We start from the raw sequence: 18,158 nt of genomic DNA on the forward strand, positions 1-18,158 counted from the left end.
GTCGGGCGGCGTGAGGATCAGGCTCATGTCGCGCACGCCCGACAGGCTCATCTGCATGGTGCGCGGAATGGGAGTGGCCGACAGCGTCAGCACGTCTATTTGCTCGCGCAGGTTTTTCATCTGCTCTTTATGCGCCACGCCGAAGCGCTGCTCCTCGTCGATGATGACCAGGCCCAGGTCGCGCGGATTCACATCGCGCGAAAGCAGGCGATGCGTGCCCACGAGCACCTGCACCGAGCCGTCGGCGAAGGCCTTGAGCGCGAGCTTCTGCTCGGCGGGGCTGCGAAAACGCGAGAGCACCTCGACCTTCACATCGAAGGGATCGAAGCGGTCTTTGAACGTGGTGTAGTGCTGCTGCGCCAGAATAGTGGTCGGACACAGCACCATGACCTGCTTGTTGTCCTGCGTTGCCTTGAACGCGGCGCGCAGCGCCACCTCGGTCTTGCCGAAGCCCACGTCGCCGCAGACCAGGCGGTCCATCGGCTTGGATGACTGCATGTCGGCCTTGACCTCGGCGATCGCCGCCAGCTGGTCGGGCGTCTCCTCGTAGGGGAAGGCCTCTTCCATCTCGCGCTGCCACGGCGTGTCGGGCGCATAGCGGAATCCCTGGACGCTCGCGCGGCGCGTATAGACGTCCACCAGGTCGAACGCAAGCTGTTTGGTGGCCTTGCGGGCCTTCGACAGCGCGCGCGACCAGTCGCTCGTGTTCAGGCGCGTGCAACGCGGGCTCGAGCCCTCGGGTCCGACGTAGCGCGTCACGCGATCGAGCTGCTCGACGGGAACGAAGAGCTTGTCGCCTTCGGCGTATTCCAGAAGAAGGTAGTCGCGCATCATGCCGCCGACGTCTTGGCGCACGATGTCTTTGAACAACGCCACGCCGTGGGCCGCATGCACCACGTAATCGCCCGGAGCGAACGGGAAGGTGACCTCGGTCATGTCGACACGGCGGCGACCCCTGATCTGCGAGGTGCGCCCCTGCGTGTCGTGCACCGACACGAGACCGAGCTTGGCCTTGGGAACGATCATGCCCAAGGGTATATCCACGTCGACCACGTTCACCACGCCGCGCTTGAGCTTGCGCACGTCGCGATGCCACGCCTCGTGGTCGGAGCCCGAACGGGCCGAGCTGCGTCCGTGCGAGCGGCGAGCGGCGTCGGCGGAATCCTTCGGCGTGTCGCCTTGCGCCTCCTCTCGCTCGTCCAGAATCTCGACCACAGGCAACGCATTATCAACCAGCAGAAGCTTCATGTCGCGGCGGGCGCGCACGTCGGGCACGCTGAACACCACGGTATAGCGCTGGTCGACCAGCGAGCGCAGGCGGCCGACCAGCTTTTCGGCGCTGCCCGCCACTTCGGTGCGCTTGACCGGCAGCTGATCGTCCACCATGCCGCCGACCTGCATGATCGACGAAAGCGTATAGCGCTGAGCCGAACCGAAATCGAGCGCGACGGGCGCGATGTAGAGTCCGTCGGGCACGATATGGCTTCCCTTCGCGCGCTCGCAGGCGTCTTCGTAGGCGCGCGACGCGTCGTCGAAGATGCTGCGCGGCTCGCTCAGGACCACGAGCGAGCCTTCAGCTGCGTAGGAGCATAGCGATTCGGTGGAAGGATACAGCAGAGGAAGCAACGCGTCGGCGCCGGGGAAATCGGTGCCGCCCTGCAGGTTGCCGAAGATCTCGCGCCAGACCGGGTCGCTTTCGGCACGCTTGGCCACCACGGGCACGGCGCGGGATACGGCTTTCTTGCTCAGGCGGTATTCGCGCACCGGATAGATATCCGCTTCGGGAAGCGACATGATGGTCTGCCCCGTCAAGGGCACGATGCGCCTGATTTCATCCACCTCGTCGCCGAAGAAATCGATGCGCACGGGATACGGCGTATCGCCTGGGAACACATCGATCGTGCCGCCGCGCACGCAGAAGGTGCCGGGGCCCTCGAGCGCATCGCCCGTATTCTGGAACCCGCGCGCCACAAGGCCCTGGGCCACCGATTCGAAATCGAGCAGCTCGCTCGTGCCCGCATCGAGCGCCTCGCGTTCGGGGCGGATCGAAATGGGCGCGAACACGCGAGCGGCATGCGGCGGCAACGCGCGCACGATCGAAGCGGCCGAGGCCACGACCACCTTATGGGCGCCCGATTGAACGGCCCATGCGGCGCTTGTCCTGCGGGCGATGAAACGCGCGTCGCCCGCCTTGGGCGCGAAGGGATGATCGGCGCGCGCGGGAAACGCCGCCACGCGCTCGTCGCCCAAATAGGCGGCCACGCTGCGAGCGAAACCCTCCACCGCGTCTTCGCCCGGAAGCACCACCAGCATGGGCTGAGGCTTGGCGGCGAAGCGGGCGGCCACGACGAACGGGCGCGCCGAAGCGGCCACGGCAAGCGCGGCATCCTGTCTCGCGTCGAGCTTGGCATAGACCTCGGAGAGGGCTCCGTTTTCCTCGATGGCGGCGGAAAGCGCGTCGATAAGCATAAGACTCCTTCTGGGACGCGGCACGATGCGCCGCGCGCAAACACGACAAGGCCGCATGCGGCCTTGTTCGATGCATCGGATGATGACGCGCTCGATTATAGCAAACGATTGTTCGCAAATAATGACGCGCGAAGAGAACGCCGGAACACGCTATGCCGCGGGGTTCTCTACCACGCCGACGAACAGCGGCGCGCCTTCGGGCGAGAGAATCGCGAACAGAAACGGCCTGTCGCAGACGAAATCGAGATGCGCGTCGGGCGCCATCGGCATCGCCATAACCGAAACGCCCGCCATCGTGTAGGCCCCCGCCTCGGCGCCTTCTTCGTCGATCGACACGCAGGCGCCGTGCTTGACGCACGACAGATACGCAGGCGCAGACGTCATCGCGGAGAAATCGGCGCGATCGGAAAACGGCAGCTCGAGTCCCATCGAGCGCAGCGTGTCGACAAGCTGCAGCTCGGCGTCGAAAGAGAACTTCGGAATGCGATAGGTTATCTCGGCGTCGGCGTTATCCTCGCCGAACAGCGCCGATGCGAGCAGCGCGTCGTCGGCCAGGATATCCGAAGGCGTGGCGCCTTCGTCGGGAAGCACGAACAGCATCCGCGCGCCGCCGTTGAAGTACAGCTTCGCGCGCGTGAAGCCCTCGCCGTCGAGGTAAGAGCTCTGAACGGTTTGCTCCATGAACGAGGCCTTCGTCTCGCCCGCCGCCGCATAGAACGCGTCTTCGGCAGTCGCCTCGGCGTCGAACGCGTCGGCCCACGATCCTTTGAAATACATGGCGTTCACGAGCGCTGCAAGCCAATCGGCATCGGTTTCGATACGAGGCGCCGACAAGCCTCCCGTCTTGTCGGCGATCCATGCCGAGAGGGCGGCGTCCACTTCCTTCGTGCCGAAATCGGCCTCGTAGGCGAATGCCGCGAAATCGTCGCGCACGATGTCCAGGTAATCCTTCTCGAACGCGACGTCGGCCGCCGTCCATACCGAGTTCGCCATGCCCATCTCGCACATCTCGTTGGTGCGAAGCGCCTCGACCAGGTCGCGGCAGGCCGCGCGGGCCTCGTCGGAATCGTCCGTGCGCAAAAATTCGTACAGCTCGGCGCGAGTGTCGCCCGCAGCTCCTGCGGCCGCGAGCGAAAGCGCGTAGTATAGGCTGGTCGGCGCGTAAACCGCATTGCTTTCCTCTTCGCGGTCGGCCAGAATGCCCGCGGCGCTGTGCGCGGCGAAGTCCTCGAGCGACGAGACGAACGCGGATTCGACCACGGGCGCCGACGCCCCATCGCCTTCCCCGCGCTCGATGGCAACGGGCTCGGCCAGAACGCGCACGCCCTCCGCCCGCATTGCCGCGGAATCGTCTGAACAGCCCGTCAGCACGCCTCCCGCGCAGGTCGCCGCCAGCAGGGCGCACGTTGCCGCAACCGCGGCGCATCGTATCGGCTTTTCCATAGTCGGCCCCTTTCGGTCGAATCGGTTTTCGCGATGATACCCCGATGCGGCGCGGGTCGCAAAGCGGGCGCACGGAGCCGCTTTGCCCTACAATGCACAACGAACGACGTCTTTTCCATCCATCGACGAAGGAGCGTGCCATGCCGCGCGAGAACCTGACGCAGAAACGAGCCCGCGCCGCCGAGATAGAACGGCGCCTTTTCGAACGCTACGGCGAGGGCGAATGCTCGCTCGACCATAGCGACCCCTTCACCCTGACCATAGCCGTGATATTGTCGGCGCAATGCACCGACGCCGCCGTGAACAAGGTGACCCCCGAGCTGTTCGCCCGCTTCGGCACGCCCGAGGCCATGGCGCATGCGAGCATCGCCGACATCGAAGCGATCATCCATCCTTTGGGCTTCTTCCGCTCGAAGGCGAAAAACATCGTGGCCTGCGCGCAGACCGTGCTGGCCGATTTCGGCGGAGAGATTCCCGACGACATCGACGCGCTACAGACCCTGCCGGGCGTCGGACGCAAAACGGCCAACGTGGTGATGTGCCAGGCGTTTCGCAACCCGCAGGGCATCGCGGTAGACACGCACGTCTTCCGCATCGCGCATCGCCTGGGATTCGCCACGCGCAACGACGACACGCCGCAGAAAACCGAAGACAAGCTGCTGAAGATCTACCCGCAAAGCGACTGGCTGTTCATCAATCACCAATGGGTCCACTTCGGCCGCGACACCTGCAGCGCCCGCAACCCGAAATGCGACCGCTGCCCGCTGGCAGACCTGTGCCCCGCCTGCGGAAAGCACGCATAACGAAAGAGGCCCCGAAGGGCCTCTTCTCGTAACCGGTCGAACAACGCGGGGTCGAAAGCCTACGCCTGCAGGCCGAGCGCCTGCGCGATCGCGTCGACGATCTCTTCGACAGGCGACAGCGTGCCGCGAGCGACGTCGCCGCACGCGAGCTTGCCCACGCCCGGGCCCACCAATGCGATGCCGCGCTCTTCGATCGTGCGCAGGTTGGCCTGCGTGGAAGCATTCTCGTACATATGGGTGTTCATGGCCGGGCAGACGATGACCGGGCACGTGGCAGCCAGAAACGTGGAGGACACCATATCGTCGGCGATGCCGTGGGCGATCTTGGCGATGATGTTGGCCGTAGCGGGCGCGACGCACATGAGATCGGCCTCCTGCGCCAGCGAGATATGTTTGATCGACGCATCGTAGCTGTAATCGAACGTGTCGGTGTAGACCATGCGGCCCGAAAGCGCCTCGAACGTCAGCGGCGTGACGAACTTCGTGGCGTTCTCGGTCATGATGACCTGCACTTCCACTCCCAGCTTGTTAAGCCTGCTCACGATATCGCAGGCCTTGTAGGCGGCGATGCCGCCCGATACGGCAAGAAGAACGCGTTTGGCCATAGAAGATGCCTTCCTTTCCTCGCAAGAATTCCCAGCAGTATACCCCGCCCCACGAAAAAGCCCGCCTTCCTCGACGAGAAAAGCGGGCTTGCACACGAAGCGATGCGGATTGCCAAACGCATCCGCTGCGCCGAATCACCGGGTCGACGCAACGAAAGCGAGGGGTATCGAGCCATTTCGCTATTCGGCAGAACGGCGAATTAAAGAACCTGGTCGGTCTCCTGGAACTTGACCACATCGACCTTCTTCACGGAAGCGTAGGCCTTCATGGCGACCCAGTACACGACGCCTGCGAAGATCAGCGAGTTCAGACCGGGAATGCCGATCGAGAAGATGCTGCTGACCTCGCCGACGACGAATGCGGCGATCCATACGACGATGGTAATGGGGTTCCATTTCTCCACGGTCCTGGGAAGCACGCCTTCCTCGCGCGTCTTCTCCAAATCAGCCCTATTGCGCTTGAGCAGATAGTAGTCGACGACCATGATGCCTGCGACAGGCGGGATGGCCACGCCGAGCAGCGTGAGGAAGTCGGTGAAGTAGTTGATGATGCCGATCATGGAAAGAACGGTGCCAACGATACCCAGAATCCAGGTCATAAGAGAACGATTCACCTTGACGTTGAACAACGCGTTGATCATGGTGGCCATGCCGAGGCCCGACGAATACAGGTTGATGTCGTTGAGCTTGACAGTGGAGGCGACGACGATGATCACGCCCAGGACGCCGGAGGTGGCCATCATGATATCGGTCACATTATTGGTGCCCGTGGCATGGGCCAAGATGACGGCGATGAGGTTCATGCCGAGCTCGCCCAGGAAGGTGCCGATCAGGGTCATCCAGAACACCTGCGTGCCGTTCTTCAGGTAACGGGCGTAGTCGGGCGTGCAGATGGCGCCGGCGATGAAGCCGCCCGCAACCATGGTGGTGGCGGCGCCGAAGGACAGCGCGGGGCCGGGGTGCGGCGAGTTCAGGAACTCGATGAGGCTGTGATCTTGAAGCACGATCGCGGCCGACGCGATGACGGCGACGATGAACAACGGCACGAACACGGCGGCGAAGCGAGCGATCCACTTGATGCCGGCGACGACGAGCAGCGTGATACCGAGACCCGTGATCAACGCCCAGATCGGGAAATTCAGTACGCCGGTGATGTCGAGCATGCCTTCCGCGAAAACGGAATTCTGCACGCCGAACCAGCCGACCATGGAAATGGCGACGACGCCGCCGAGCACGGCGGAACCGACCTTGCCCAAGCCTGCCCAACGGGAAAGAAGGCTTGTGGAAAGGCCTTCGCGCGCGGCGGCCGTGCCGAGCGCCCAGCTGACCACCTGCAGAAGGACCGAACCGAGCATGGTCGCCCAGAAAGCCCCCCAAAACGTCATGCCATAGCCGAGAGCCGCGCCCAAAACCAGCTGGGACACGCAGCAGATAGCGCCGATCCTGATCATGAGGATCTGCCAAAGAGGTTCCTTCGCACCTTCGGGGATGCGGGATAGCGAGAAGTCGTTATCGTGGCTCACGATGACTGCCCCCCTTTTCCGTTTCGTTTTCGTACCCTTACGCGAGAATGGCCGCGCCGGCGCGAATGCAACGGCACGACCATTCTCGACATGAATGACAAGCGGATTATACTCCATCGCGTTAAAGCATCAAAGCATTTTGCCGATGGCGGAAAGATAACGACCGTTCGGCTACGCCATCAAAGACGGGCCGTACGTAAGCACCGCGAGCGCGCACACGCCCACGAGGATGCACCAGGCGAGGGATTTCGTCTTGATGCCGACCGCGACGACCGCAGCGGCCGCAAGCAACGGGGCAAGCCACGACCACACGTCTCCCGACGCGATCTTCGAAGGGTCGAACAGGTCGTTGGCGACAAGCGCCGCGAATGCCGCGGGCGGAATGAAGTTGAGCGCGCGAACCATGGTTTCAGGCAGCTGCTTGCCCTTCAAGAGGAACACGGGCAGCACGCGACAAGCTAGCATGGTCAGGGCGCATGCTCCGAATACGATGAGGAAGTCTGAGACGGACATGCTAGGCTCCCATCCTGATATCGGAGTCTTCCTTCTCCCCCGCTTTCAAGCTGAAAGCAAGGGCCGCGCCGACGCCTATAAGGGCACCGACCAGAATGGCAGGACCCGAAAGCCCGACGAGCTTGCATGCGACGACGCCGGCCATGGCGCTGACGGCCGCCACGACATTGGCACGCGTGACCTTCTGCATGCACAAAAGACAGATGAACAGCGCCGTCATGGCGAAGGAGGCCAAAGCGGTGGGCAGCGAAACGGCGGAGCCGACCAAAGCTCCCGCCACATTGGAAAGCAACCAAGCGCTCTGAGAGAACAGATTCACCGCCAAAGCCGATCCGACCGACCATTCACCGTTGATGAAACGGGCGAGGTTCACGCCGAAGCTTTCGTCGGTGACGGTGGCGCCGAACAAGAAAGCAAGACGTTTGCGGCACGTTCCGCAGAACTGGGAAAGCGAAGCGCCGTAAAGCATTTGGCGCGTGTTGACGAGCGAGACGCTGGCGATGATGGCAGTCAACGGATTGCCCGCCAGATACATGTTGGGAATCATATACTGGCCCGCGCCGGAATAGAACAGAGCGCACATGAGCGCGACCATCCAGACATCCATGCCCGCAGTAGCGCACAGGATGCCGCAGGGAATGCCCAGCACGACATAGCCCGCCATGATGGGCAGGGCCGTCTTGAAGGATTCTTTCAACATTTCTTTGCGCATAACGCCCTTATTATACGGAGGGAGCGCATAAAAACTAGATGCTTTCTCGCGATGGAGTGAAAAAGCGATGTCGAATGAAGGCTAGGGTCCGTCCGCGCTCCAGAAACGGCCGTACGCCGCTATCGAAGCTACACGAGCGCACGTCAAGAAGCGTGCGAGCGAAGGTCTTTGACCGAGAAAACGTCGCCCGATACGAAATCGCGGCCGCCCCGAACGTCCGAAAACGCCGAAGCGGCCGCGATACGCGCCTGGACTACGCTGCGGCTTCGGCCTTCGCCTCGCCCTTGCCCCCGGTCCAGCCGAGCTTCTTGCCGAAACAGCACCGCGATAAGCGCGACCGCAATCGGATACAGGTAGCAGAAAAACGCGAAGGGAGCGTATTCCACGCACGTCACGCCCAGGATGGTGACCATATAGATCGAGCACGTGTTCCACGGGATGAGGACCGACGTGATGCCCGCGCTCGAATTCACGATATTGCTCCACACCTCGCCCGGCGCACCGTGCTCTTTGAACGAATCGCCGTACATCTTGCACGACAGCGCGATCGCGGGATACTGGTCGGGAAGCAGCACGTTGAACGCCGTGCCGCTGGCGACAGTGGTCGCGGCAAGCGAGCCGAAGCTTTTGAGCTTCGACGTGATCGGCTTGACGAGCGACTGCATAAGGCCCGTGTGCTGCAGGATGCCCACGTACGCCATGACCAAGATCACGATCGAGATAGTCGGCAGCATCTCTTCGATGCCGCCTGTGGAAAACAGCGTATCGAGCACTTCGAAGCCCGTGTTGCTCACCACGCCGGTATTCGCCGCCGCTACGGCCGTGCCGAGGTCGGCGCCCTGCAGAAACACCGCTTCGACGATCGCGAGCAGCACGCCCAGCAGAAACGACGGGATCGCAGGGACCTGCATCACGATGCAGACAACCATCACCGCCAGGGGAATCAGCGCGACGGGCCCGATGGCGTAGGATTGCTCGAGCGCGCCGAGCAGCTCGTCGACGCGGCCTGCGCCCGCCTCGGTCATGCCCGTTCCCAGCGTGTTGCCGATGAAGAAATACAGCCCGACGCTCACGAGGCACACCGCGACCACGATGGGCAGGAACTTCTTGCAAAGCGAGAACACGCTCACGTCGGCGATGGCGGCGCACAGCACCGGGCCGTCGGTGAGGGGCGAAGCGATCTCGCTCACGTACGCGGCGGCGACGATGGCGCCTGCGGCCATGCCCAAAGGAATATCGAGCGCGGCCGCGATGCCCATGAAGGCGATGCCGATCGTGCCCGCCGCGCCCCACGAGCCCAGCACGATGCCCACCAGCAGCGTGCCCAGAAACGCCACGGGCAAGAACAGCTCAGGGCTGATGACGCTCAGGCCGTAATAGATCAACGTCGGCACCGTGCCCGACAAGATCCACGTGCCCACCAGCATGCCGATGCACATCAGGATGAGGACGGCCTCCATGGCGTCGAGAACGCCCTTCATCGCGCCGCCGAGCACCTCTTCGAAGCTGTTGCCCAGATACATGGCGATGGCGCCCGCGATCGCGCACCCCGCGACCATCGGAATCTGCGGCTCCGAGCCCAACCCCACCACGCATCCGAACATGACCGCCGCAAGCAAGCCGAAGGCGAGCATTCCGTGACGGAACTTCACCTCTTTTTTCGTCTTCGTCTTCTTAGCCACGACCGACTCTTCCCCTCCTACATCCGCATTCGATGCCGCGGGCCGCACGCGCGGGCCCGGGCGCATTCCTTCCATTGTAGCGAGCGCATCCGCGCAAGGCGGCCGCAATCGAAGCCGGCACCGTTCCGACACGCACGGGACGCGTGCAGAAAAAAGCGCCGGCCGAAGCCGACGCTTGCATACGATGAAACGAAGGGTTAACGCATCGGACGCGGAACGAACAGCTCCTCGTAGGTGCGCACGGCGTAGCGATCGGTCATGCCCGCCACGTAATCGGTGGCGGCGCGCACCGGGTCGCCATCGCAGATAGCCCGATACTCGCCGGGAACCGCGTCGGGATGGGACACGAAATAGTCGAACAGCGCGGCGATCAGGTTCTGGGCCTTGCGGGCCTCGCGCATCACAGGCTCGCTCTGATACACCGCGGAGAACAGGAACGAGCGCAGCTCCCCCATCGCATTCCATACCGCATCCGAAAGCAGGATGTCGCCCGATCGGGCGCTCGTCGCCACCATATCGGTCACAAGCGTCTCGATGCGCGACGAATGGTCTCCTCCGAGCACGTTGCGGGTGCTTTCGGGCAGGTCGTCTTCGTGCAGGAGCCCCGCCCTGATCGCGTCGTCGATATCGTGGTTCACATACGCGATACGGTCCGCCACCGCCACGATGCGCCCCTCCATGGTCTCGGCACGCACAGGCCCCGTGTGGTGGACGATGCCGTCGCGCACCTCGGCCGTCAGGTTCAGGCCGCGGCCGCCGTTTTCGATCGTCTCGACCACGCGCAGGCTTTGCTCATTGTGACGATAAAGGCCTTCGACGCGCGGATCGCCTGCGGGAATGCCGAGACAGCGCGCGATGCTTTCCGCCAACGCCGCCTCGCCCGTATGCCCGAAGGGCGTGTGCCCCAGATCGTGGCCGAGCGCGACGGCCTCGGCAAGATCTTCGTTGAGCCCGAGCGCGCGGGAAATGGTGCGCGCTATCTGCGCCACCTCCAGCGTATGCGTCAGCCTCGTGCGAAAATGGTCTCCCTCGGCAGCAAGGAACACCTGGGTTTTATGAGAAAGGCGGCGAAAGCTCTTCGCATGGACGATCTTGTCGCGGTCACGCTGGTATTCGGTACGCAGGAAATCGGGCTCGGCCGAAAAGGCGCGGCCCTCCGTCTCGTCCGAATATGCGGCATCGGTCGAAAGCATCTCCCGCTCCTGCGCCTGCCGATCTTCACGTTTCACGATTCGCATGGGCGATCCCTTCTCTCGTCTTGCCGGCAGTGTACCGGTTCGTCCGCATCGGACGCACTGCCACGAAGCGAACGGGGCCTTGAACGCCGAAACGGGAGGAAAGGCGCAGACAAGCCCTCCCTCCCGAACGGCGGCGTCGAAGAATCGCCGCAGCCTGAGAAAGCCCTATTCGACACGCGCAGCCGCAGGATCGCGCATCGCGCCGGGTTCCCCGGCTCCCGCAGGCCGTCCATCCGAGCCCAAGCCTCCGAATCCACCTTGGGCTTCGCACGACGCCGTCACCTCGACGACGACGTCGGTGTCGAGAACGCCTTGCGACGCGTACCCGTCATCGTTAGCGCCGGAAACGGGATCGCCGAGCACGAGGCCGTAGACCTCCCCGTCCTGCATTCCGGCAACGCTGACGACCGCCGTTTCGAAAGCGCTCAGCGCAGTGAAAGAGGCCCGCACAGACCCCGATTCATCGACGACGGAAACGGTTGCGCCGGCGGCCCCCTCGATGCTCTCCATGGCGAACGCTTGCGATCCGCTCGTCAGGTTCTGAGCCATTTCGGTTCCGCCGAGGGCGATAAGCGTTCCTCCGTCGATGGTCGCCTCGATATCGTAATCGATCGCATAGTCGCTCGTGCCCGCAGCGCTTTGGGCGAGCGTGACGCCTCCCGTAATGACGATGCTGCCGTTCGAGTCGAGCACGTCGCCGCCCGACTCGAGCACGTGATACCCGTCCGATATCTCGATAACGCACGACGAGTCCCCCATGCCTGCGCCGCCTTCGGCCATTCCCGTCTGAGGCGCTCCGCCCCGCTCGTCGACGCCAGGCCGTCCGGAGGGGTCGGGCGCGGCTTCCAGCGTCGAATCCGAGCCGCCCTGCACTTCCTCTGCGCGATCGGAAGCGCTGCCCCCTCCGACGGCCGGCTGCGACCCGGTATCGGGAAGCGCGACGGAAGCGCTGCCCGAATCGGGGCCTTCCTCCCGTACGCCGGCAGCATCGACAGCGGCGCCGCTATCGGACGCATCCGAAGACGCGGCGTTCACCGCATCGTCGTCGGCCACGATATGCACATCGCCTCCCTGTAGATACACCTGCTCTCCTTCGATGCCCTCATAGCACGACGAAACCTCTATCGTCCCCCCTTGCACGGTCATCGATCCTTCGGCATGGAATGCATCGTCGCCTGCAGCGACCGAGAAAGAGCCGCCGGAAACAAGGGCGTCGATATCGGAATGCACGGCATCGTCTTCGACCTGTGCGTCGAACGAGCCCCCGGCAAGCCTCGCGTATCGGGCGGCTTGAATGCCGTCGTCAGCCGCGATCAGAGCAAACGACCCGCCGTCGATGCTCACGAATCCACGATCGGCATCCTCGTCGTTCGTCGAAGCGATGCCGTCTTCGCCCGCTTCGATAGAAAACGATCCGTCGGCTATCTTCACGCAGTCCTTTCCGCGCAATGCGTCCTCGGTCGCGGACAAGTCATATGTGCCGCCCGTTATCACAAGGTCGTCCTTCGAGCAGACCGCATGTCGATACGACCCCGCGATAGCGAGAGAACCCGTGCCGTTGAAAGTCAGATCGGCTTTGCTGTAAACGACCGCATTCGGTTCGTCCTCGCCCTCGGCCAATGCGTAGGACGAACCGTCGGAAAGGCTGTTGGACGAACCGTTCGCAAGCGTGATGAAGCACTTATCGGCAGTAGAAATCGAAACCGCAGGCCCGTCTTCGCAGTGGATATCGACTCCGTCGAAGACGATTTGCACCTTGTCCTGCTCGCTCGCGGCCACCTGGATGCTGCCGTCCGAAAGCGAACCCGACACCACATACGTTCCCGCCGATTCGATGACGGCCGAGCCGTCCTGCTCCGACGCGCCTTCGCCATCGATGGAGACGCCATCGTCGGAAAGCACGACCATCGTAGCCGACGAGTCGTCATAGCTCGCATCAAGATCTCGGTCGCTATACGAGAAGTCCATCGCATCGGTAGTCGCGTCCGTCTCGACCGCCGCCGATTCCTGGGCCACGACGGCATCCGTAGATGAATCGTCGGCCGACGAGCATCCGGCAAGGCCGCATGCCAAAGCGAACGCAAGCGCCGCCCGCCCGACGGCGCAAAGGCGTCGTGCGCTTGCAGGAAGCGACCGCGCCGCGAAAGGCTCGCGGCGAAAGGAAGAAACCGCCATCACAGAACCTCCTTCGCGCTTGCAGCCGTGGCTAGCGATACTTTCAGATTGCCGTTATGGCAACGAATTTCGTCCAGCATCTTTTTCTGCTGGCCGTTTTGCGTAAGCCGCACGCGGTATTCAAGCTGATACAAGCTTCCGAGATTCGTGGTTTCCACCGAGACGAGCTCATGGTCGGACGCATAGCGCGACAGCACGCCGTCGAAGGCGCCTTCGTACTCGAAATCCTCGGGCACGGTGATACGCAGCGTCTTATCGGCCGGCGCCTTGCCGCCGAACGGAGAGAGGACGTACGCGATGTTGGCAAGCGCCACCACCGCCACGAACAAAGCGGCGAGGCCGATGAACCCCATGCCCGTGGCAAGGCCTACGGCCATGGCGAGAAACACGCTGCCGATATCCTTCGCGCTGCTGGGAATGGACCGGAATCGCACCAGGTTGAATACGCCCATAACCGCAATGCCGGCGCCGATATTACCGTTGACCAGCATAATCACCATTTGCACGATAACCGGCAGCAACGCCAGAGTCACTACGAAGTTCTTCGAATACGCATGACGGAACATATAGATTCCAGCCACGGCCGCCCCCAGGATAAGCGACGCCGCGCAACAAGCGAAGAATCCCGCCGCCGAAACGTCTGCAGCCGCCGAGCTCACGCTTGAAAGAATCGAGGAGAACATGGAATCAAGCACAGCACACCTCCTGGCAAGAATCGGCGACGAGCGAAGACGGCGCGTTCTTCGCGCAACGCCTATACGCCTCTCCGTATTTCGAGAACGATGACGGATACGCTCCGCACGCATCGAGGGCATCGGCGAGCCACAGCGGGTACGGGCCGCGCGACTTCGCCTCCATGATCGTTTCTTCAGGCCCGATGAGAGGGACCGTCTTCACGCGGGCGCGCGATCCATGCAAGTCGCAATAACCCAAAGACGCATCGAACGTCACGCGCAGCCCCCTTCGTCAGCGACCCCCACTCCCGATTCGTCGATCGGTCCGTAAGCGGTGCGCACGCACGTCGTGAGCATTGAGGCGCGCAGCGGCCCCCATCGGCGCATCAATGCATCGATTTCGTGGGCAACCTGAAGATTCGTCTTCGCGAATGCGCTGAAGACGCCTGGTTCGTCGAGCGGATGCGCGATACACGCCGCTTCGTAAGAAGCCCCGCCGAGATACGCGCGGGCCGCGGCATACGACATCGCGATGCGCCGCTTGTACACCACGCCGTCGTACTTCTTCTTGATCTCAACGAACACCGGGTCGGCTTCAGAGGGGGTTCCATAGCTTCGAACACGCAATTTCTCTTTATAAAGAGGCTTTTCCAGAGAATGCGCAATCATGTCGCGCTCGTCGGTGTCGAAATAGACGCTTTTCACCAATGCGCTTCCGTAGGCATCAGGCGCGAGCCGTCCCCGAAGCGCCGAGAGAACCGCCCTATACTGCGCGGAGCTCAACCTGTATTTCACCTCTTTGCGCTCGAAAACGCCATGATATTCGGCCATGCCGTGTCTCCTTTCGTCTCGCATGCCGCAAAGCGAGGCATGCACGCTTTCGAGACGCATCCTAGAAACGCCCCCTGAAAATCCGCTGAAAGAGTCCGGCCGCTTTCAGGTTCGGTTCACACGGCGATGCCAAGGCCAACAGGGAACTTCCGCGCTCTTCGATGAAAACATTCAGGCGCATCGGGGCTTTTTCAGGTGTTTTTCAGCTTGGTCATTACAATGTCGGTATGCGATGCGTGGCAGGATGCATCGATCGAAAGGAAGGAACTCCATGCGAATACTCATCGTTGAAGACGACGTCAGGCTCGCGCAGGCGCTCGAACGCATCCTTCAGGAAAACGGATACATCGTCGACGCGGTGCACGACGGGATATCGGGGCGCGATTGGGCCATCGTCGGACCGTACGATGCAATCGTTTGCGACGTGATGCTTCCAGGCTTGGACGGGTTCGAGGCAGTCCGCGCCATCCGCCAGGCAGGCGTGAACACGCCCATTCTCATGCTTACGGCTAAAAGCTCGGTATCCGACAAGATCGCAGGACTCGACCACGGGGCCGACGATTACATGACCAAACCGTTCTCCCCCGCCGAGCTGATGGCCCACCTACGTGCGCTCACGCGCCGCAAAGGCACGATGATATTCGAAAGCATCGATGTCGGCGACCTGTGCCTGAAACTTGAAAGCCACGACCTCTCATGCAACGGGAAAAGCATCCATCTAAGCAAACGCGAATTCTCATTAGCCAAGATTCTCTTCGCGAACAAAGGCGGAATCGTGTCCAAAGAAATGCTTATCGAAAAGGTATGGGGAACCGAATCGAACGCAGACGACAACAACGTCGAAGCCTACATCTCGTTTCTGCGCAAGAAGCTGCGTTTCCTCGAATCGTCGACGACTATAGAAACCATCCGAAAAGTAGGGTACCGTCTCATCTCCCCTGCCCGAGAATGCGATAAAGAGGCTTGATCCGTCGCCGATCGAATGACGGCGGCAAGCACTTGCCCGAAGGAGACATATGCTCAAACGACTCCGCGTCAAATTCATTGCACTGAATATGGCAAGCGTTTTCCTCGTGATCGGCATCGCCTTATGCGGCGTCTGCATCCTCGAGCACCAACGCTCCTATGACAACGGCCGGGCGGCGCTTAGCGGCGCGATCAATCAAGCCATCGAAATGAGCGGCGGGCAGAACGGGCGCGCCGAATCGGCAGAAGATTCCCCTGCCGATTCGGCGAACGAAAATTCGCGACACGAAGGGATGTTGCCGAAAATAGGAAGCGGCGAACGCCCTTACACCGTGCCGGCCGTCGTATACCGACTCGATAAATCAGGAGAATTCTCCGTCGTCTCCCCCGACTCGACCGCCGTCGCGGCCGACCAAGACGCAATAGATGCCGCCCTCGACGAGCTGAAGAACACGCCCGACGGCTTGTCGGTCATGTCCCGATACGGCCTGGCGGCGATGAAGCGAACCGCCGGCGACGGCATCTATTTCTCTTTCGTCGACGCGGCGGTGTTCGACACGTGGAAATCGCTCGCTTTCAGACTCGCCTTCGCAGGGCTTGCCATTCTCGGCGTCCTCCTCATCCTCAACCTGTTCTTCGCTCGATGGGCCCTTCGCCCCGTCGAACAGGCATGGGCGGCCCAGCGTCGATTCATAGCAGACGCCTCGCATGAGCTCAAAACGCCATTGACCGTCATTCTGGCGAACGCATCCATCCTGGCAAAGCATCCCGAGAAAACGCTCGAAGAACAGATGCAATGGGTGGAAGGAACCCAGGAAGAGGCGCTTCGCATGCAGGAGCTTGTCGCCGATATGCTTTCGCTCGCCCAAGCTGAATCCGCGGAATCCTTCGAACGTTCGCGAGTCGACATGAGCGCCCTCGTATCGAAGGAGGTCTTGCAGTTCGAGTCGGTTGCATTCGAAAGGCACGTGACGATAGCCGATGAGACCGGCGAGGGAATCTTCGTCGAAGGCGATACGCGCAAGCTCGAAAAGCTCGTCGGCACGCTGGTCGACAACGCGTGCAAATATGCGCAGGAGGACAGCATCGTTACCGTACGGTTGGCGACCGAGGGACGCAAAGCCGTTCTCGCCGTGCGCAACATGGGAAATCCCATCCCTGTCGAAGACATCGACCACGTCTTCGACAGGTTCTATCGCGCCGATGCGGCACGCACGCGAGACGATTCGAAAAGCTTCGGACTGGGATTGGCCATCGCACGCGAAATAGCGGAATCCCATGGAGGCTCCATCAAGGTACGCAGCTCCGATGCCGACGGCACGACATTCACCGTCACGCTTCCGCTCGCCAAGTAAACGAAGCGTTATGCGATGCGTCTGGATAAAACGCGACGAAGGAGCGGCCCGTATCGCGCCGTCCGATCAAAAACATCGGAAAACGCCTCTTGCCGATGCTACGGGCAAATAAAGAAGCGCATGCGCCGAATTCATAACCTACAAAAAAAACGGTCCGCCTCATACGAGACGGACCGTTTCATCTATGCGATATGTTCTACAAGAAGCGGACTACTTCTCTTCCAGCGCGGCCTGGGCAGCGGCAAGACGGGCCAGCGGCACACGATACGGGCTGCAGGACACGTAGTCGAGACCGATCTTGTGGAAGGTCTTGACGGAGTCGGGATCGCCGCCGTGCTCGCCGCACACGCCGCACACCAGGTCGGGATTGCCCTCGCGACCCAGCTCGACACCCATCTTGACGAGCTTCGCGACGCCCGGATCGATGGTGGCGAAGGGGTTGTACGGCAAAAGCTTCTCGGCCAGGTACTGCGGCACGAACTCGGCCTCGACGTCGTCGCGGCTGAAGCCGAACGTGGTCTGGGTGAGGTCGTTGGTGCCGAAGCTGAAGAAGTCGGCCTGGGTGGCGATTTCGTCAGCGGTAACGGCAGCGCGCGGAAGCTCGATCATGGTGCCCACGGGAATATCAAGCTCGACGCCCGCCTCGGCAGCGACCTCGGCGATGGTGTCGACCGCCACTTTGCGCAGCTTCTCGAGCTCCTTAACGGTGGAGACCAGCGGAATCATGACCTCGGGCTTGGGATCGAGACCCTCTTTCTTCAACTGGGCCGCAGCCGTCGCGATGGCGCGCACCTGCATGACCGGAAGAATCGGGTACACGATGCCCAGGCGGCAGCCGCGCAGGCCGAGCATGGGGTTGGCCTCGCTCATACCGTCGATCTGCTCCATGAGCTTGCGCTTCGCGGCGATGACCTCGGCATCGCCGCCGGCGGCCTCGAGCTTGGCGATTTCGACATCGAGGGCACGGGGGCTCTCGAGGAACTCATGCAGCGGCGGATCGAGCAGGCGCACGATGACCGGCAGGCCATCCATGGCCTTGAACATGCCGTAGAAGTCGCCCGTCTGAGCCTCGAACAGGTCGTTGACGGCGGCTTCGCGCACGGCCTCGTCTTCGTTGAGGATGAAGGTCTGGATAATCTGCTTGCGATCGCCCAGGAACATGTGCTCGG

16 protein-coding genes are annotated in these 18,158 nt (G+C 62.2%); 3 read left to right on the forward strand and 13 right to left on the reverse strand.

Translation table 11 applies throughout. The features are described 5' to 3' along the window. A partial coding sequence (locus Q6E04_RS08550; RefSeq protein WP_303250355.1) for a DEAD/DEAH box helicase occupies positions 1-2,469 on the reverse strand: 2,469 nt, incomplete at its 3' end. A 150-nt stretch (positions 2,470-2,619) separates the two neighbouring features. Further along, on the reverse strand, positions 2,620-3,912 hold the full coding sequence (locus Q6E04_RS08555) for a serpin family protein (protein WP_303250356.1): 1,293 nt from the start codon (positions 3,910-3,912) through the stop codon (positions 2,620-2,622). Positions 3,913-4,052: 140 nt separating this feature from the next. On the opposite strand from Q6E04_RS08555, the gene nth reads away from it, so the two are divergent. Beyond that, positions 4,053-4,715 (forward strand): endonuclease III, encoded by a 663-nt coding sequence (gene nth, locus Q6E04_RS08560; protein ID WP_303250357.1) that lies wholly within the window; start codon positions 4,053-4,055, stop codon positions 4,713-4,715. Positions 4,716-4,774: 59 nt separating this feature from the next. Here nth and coaBC read toward each other — a convergent pair whose 3' ends face one another. The 10 genes from coaBC to Q6E04_RS08610 form a co-directional block, all read right to left on the reverse strand. Further along, positions 4,775-5,320 carry a bifunctional phosphopantothenoylcysteine decarboxylase/phosphopantothenate--cysteine ligase CoaBC gene (gene coaBC, locus Q6E04_RS08565; protein ID WP_303250358.1) on the reverse strand — a complete coding sequence of 182 codons (546 nt, stop codon included), beginning with the start codon at positions 5,318-5,320 and terminating at the stop codon, positions 4,775-4,777. A gap of 200 nt (positions 5,321-5,520) precedes the next feature. After that, a complete protein-coding gene (locus Q6E04_RS08570; RefSeq protein WP_303250359.1) occupies positions 5,521-6,843 on the reverse strand; it encodes a cytosine permease in 1,323 nt (440 codons plus the stop codon). 171 nt (positions 6,844-7,014) lie between these two features. Next, positions 7,015-7,356, reverse strand: coding sequence for an AzlD domain-containing protein (locus Q6E04_RS08575; RefSeq protein ID WP_303250360.1), 342 nt, complete (start codon positions 7,354-7,356; stop codon positions 7,015-7,017). Position 7,357: 1 nt separating this feature from the next. Then, on the reverse strand, positions 7,358-8,020 hold the full coding sequence (locus Q6E04_RS08580; RefSeq protein ID WP_303250361.1) for an AzlC family ABC transporter permease: 663 nt from the start codon (positions 8,018-8,020) through the stop codon (positions 7,358-7,360). A gap of 191 nt (positions 8,021-8,211) precedes the next feature. Further along, positions 8,212-9,750: a Na+/H+ antiporter NhaC family protein gene (locus Q6E04_RS08585; protein WP_303250362.1), complete on the reverse strand. Its 1,539-nt coding sequence runs from the start codon at positions 9,748-9,750 to the stop codon at positions 8,212-8,214. Positions 9,751-9,947: 197 nt separating this feature from the next. Beyond that, the gene (locus Q6E04_RS08590) at positions 9,948-10,988 is read right to left on the reverse strand and encodes a deoxyguanosinetriphosphate triphosphohydrolase (protein WP_303250363.1); all 1,041 of its coding nucleotides are present in this window, start codon (positions 10,986-10,988) and stop codon (positions 9,948-9,950) included. A 165-nt stretch (positions 10,989-11,153) separates the two neighbouring features. Next, positions 11,154-13,163: a carbohydrate-binding domain-containing protein gene (locus tag Q6E04_RS08595; protein WP_303250364.1), complete on the reverse strand. Its 2,010-nt coding sequence runs from the start codon at positions 13,161-13,163 to the stop codon at positions 11,154-11,156. Further along, a complete protein-coding gene (locus Q6E04_RS08600; protein WP_303250365.1) occupies positions 13,163-13,858 on the reverse strand; it encodes a DUF4956 domain-containing protein in 696 nt (231 codons plus the stop codon). Before Q6E04_RS08600 ends, Q6E04_RS08595 begins: the two co-directional genes overlap by 1 nt. After that, entirely contained in the window at positions 13,851-14,114 is a 264-nt protein-coding gene (locus tag Q6E04_RS08605) for a hypothetical protein (RefSeq protein ID WP_303250366.1), read from the reverse strand. The genes Q6E04_RS08600 and Q6E04_RS08605 overlap by 8 nt, the downstream gene beginning before the upstream one ends. Further along, positions 14,111-14,668: a polyphosphate polymerase domain-containing protein gene (locus tag Q6E04_RS08610; protein WP_303250367.1), complete on the reverse strand. Its 558-nt coding sequence runs from the start codon at positions 14,666-14,668 to the stop codon at positions 14,111-14,113. The genes Q6E04_RS08605 and Q6E04_RS08610 overlap by 4 nt, the downstream gene beginning before the upstream one ends. 271 nt (positions 14,669-14,939) lie before the next feature. Between Q6E04_RS08610 and Q6E04_RS08615 the strand changes: the two genes are divergently transcribed. Then, the gene (locus tag Q6E04_RS08615) at positions 14,940-15,635 is read left to right on the forward strand and encodes a response regulator transcription factor (protein WP_303250368.1); all 696 of its coding nucleotides are present in this window, start codon (positions 14,940-14,942) and stop codon (positions 15,633-15,635) included. Positions 15,636-15,684: 49 nt separating this feature from the next. After that, positions 15,685-16,989 carry a cell wall metabolism sensor histidine kinase WalK gene (locus Q6E04_RS08620; protein ID WP_303250369.1) on the forward strand — a complete coding sequence of 435 codons (1,305 nt, stop codon included), beginning with the start codon at positions 15,685-15,687 and terminating at the stop codon, positions 16,987-16,989. 210 nt (positions 16,990-17,199) lie between these two features. Here the strand turns inward: Q6E04_RS08620 and Q6E04_RS08625 are convergent. Beyond that, positions 17,200-18,158 (reverse strand): putative PEP-binding protein (locus Q6E04_RS08625; RefSeq protein ID WP_303250370.1); only part of this gene is annotated, 959 nt, incomplete at its 5' end.

This window comes from uncultured Slackia sp. (genome assembly GCF_959608125.1).
Taxonomy (GTDB): Bacteria; Actinomycetota; Coriobacteriia; order Coriobacteriales; family Eggerthellaceae; genus Slackia.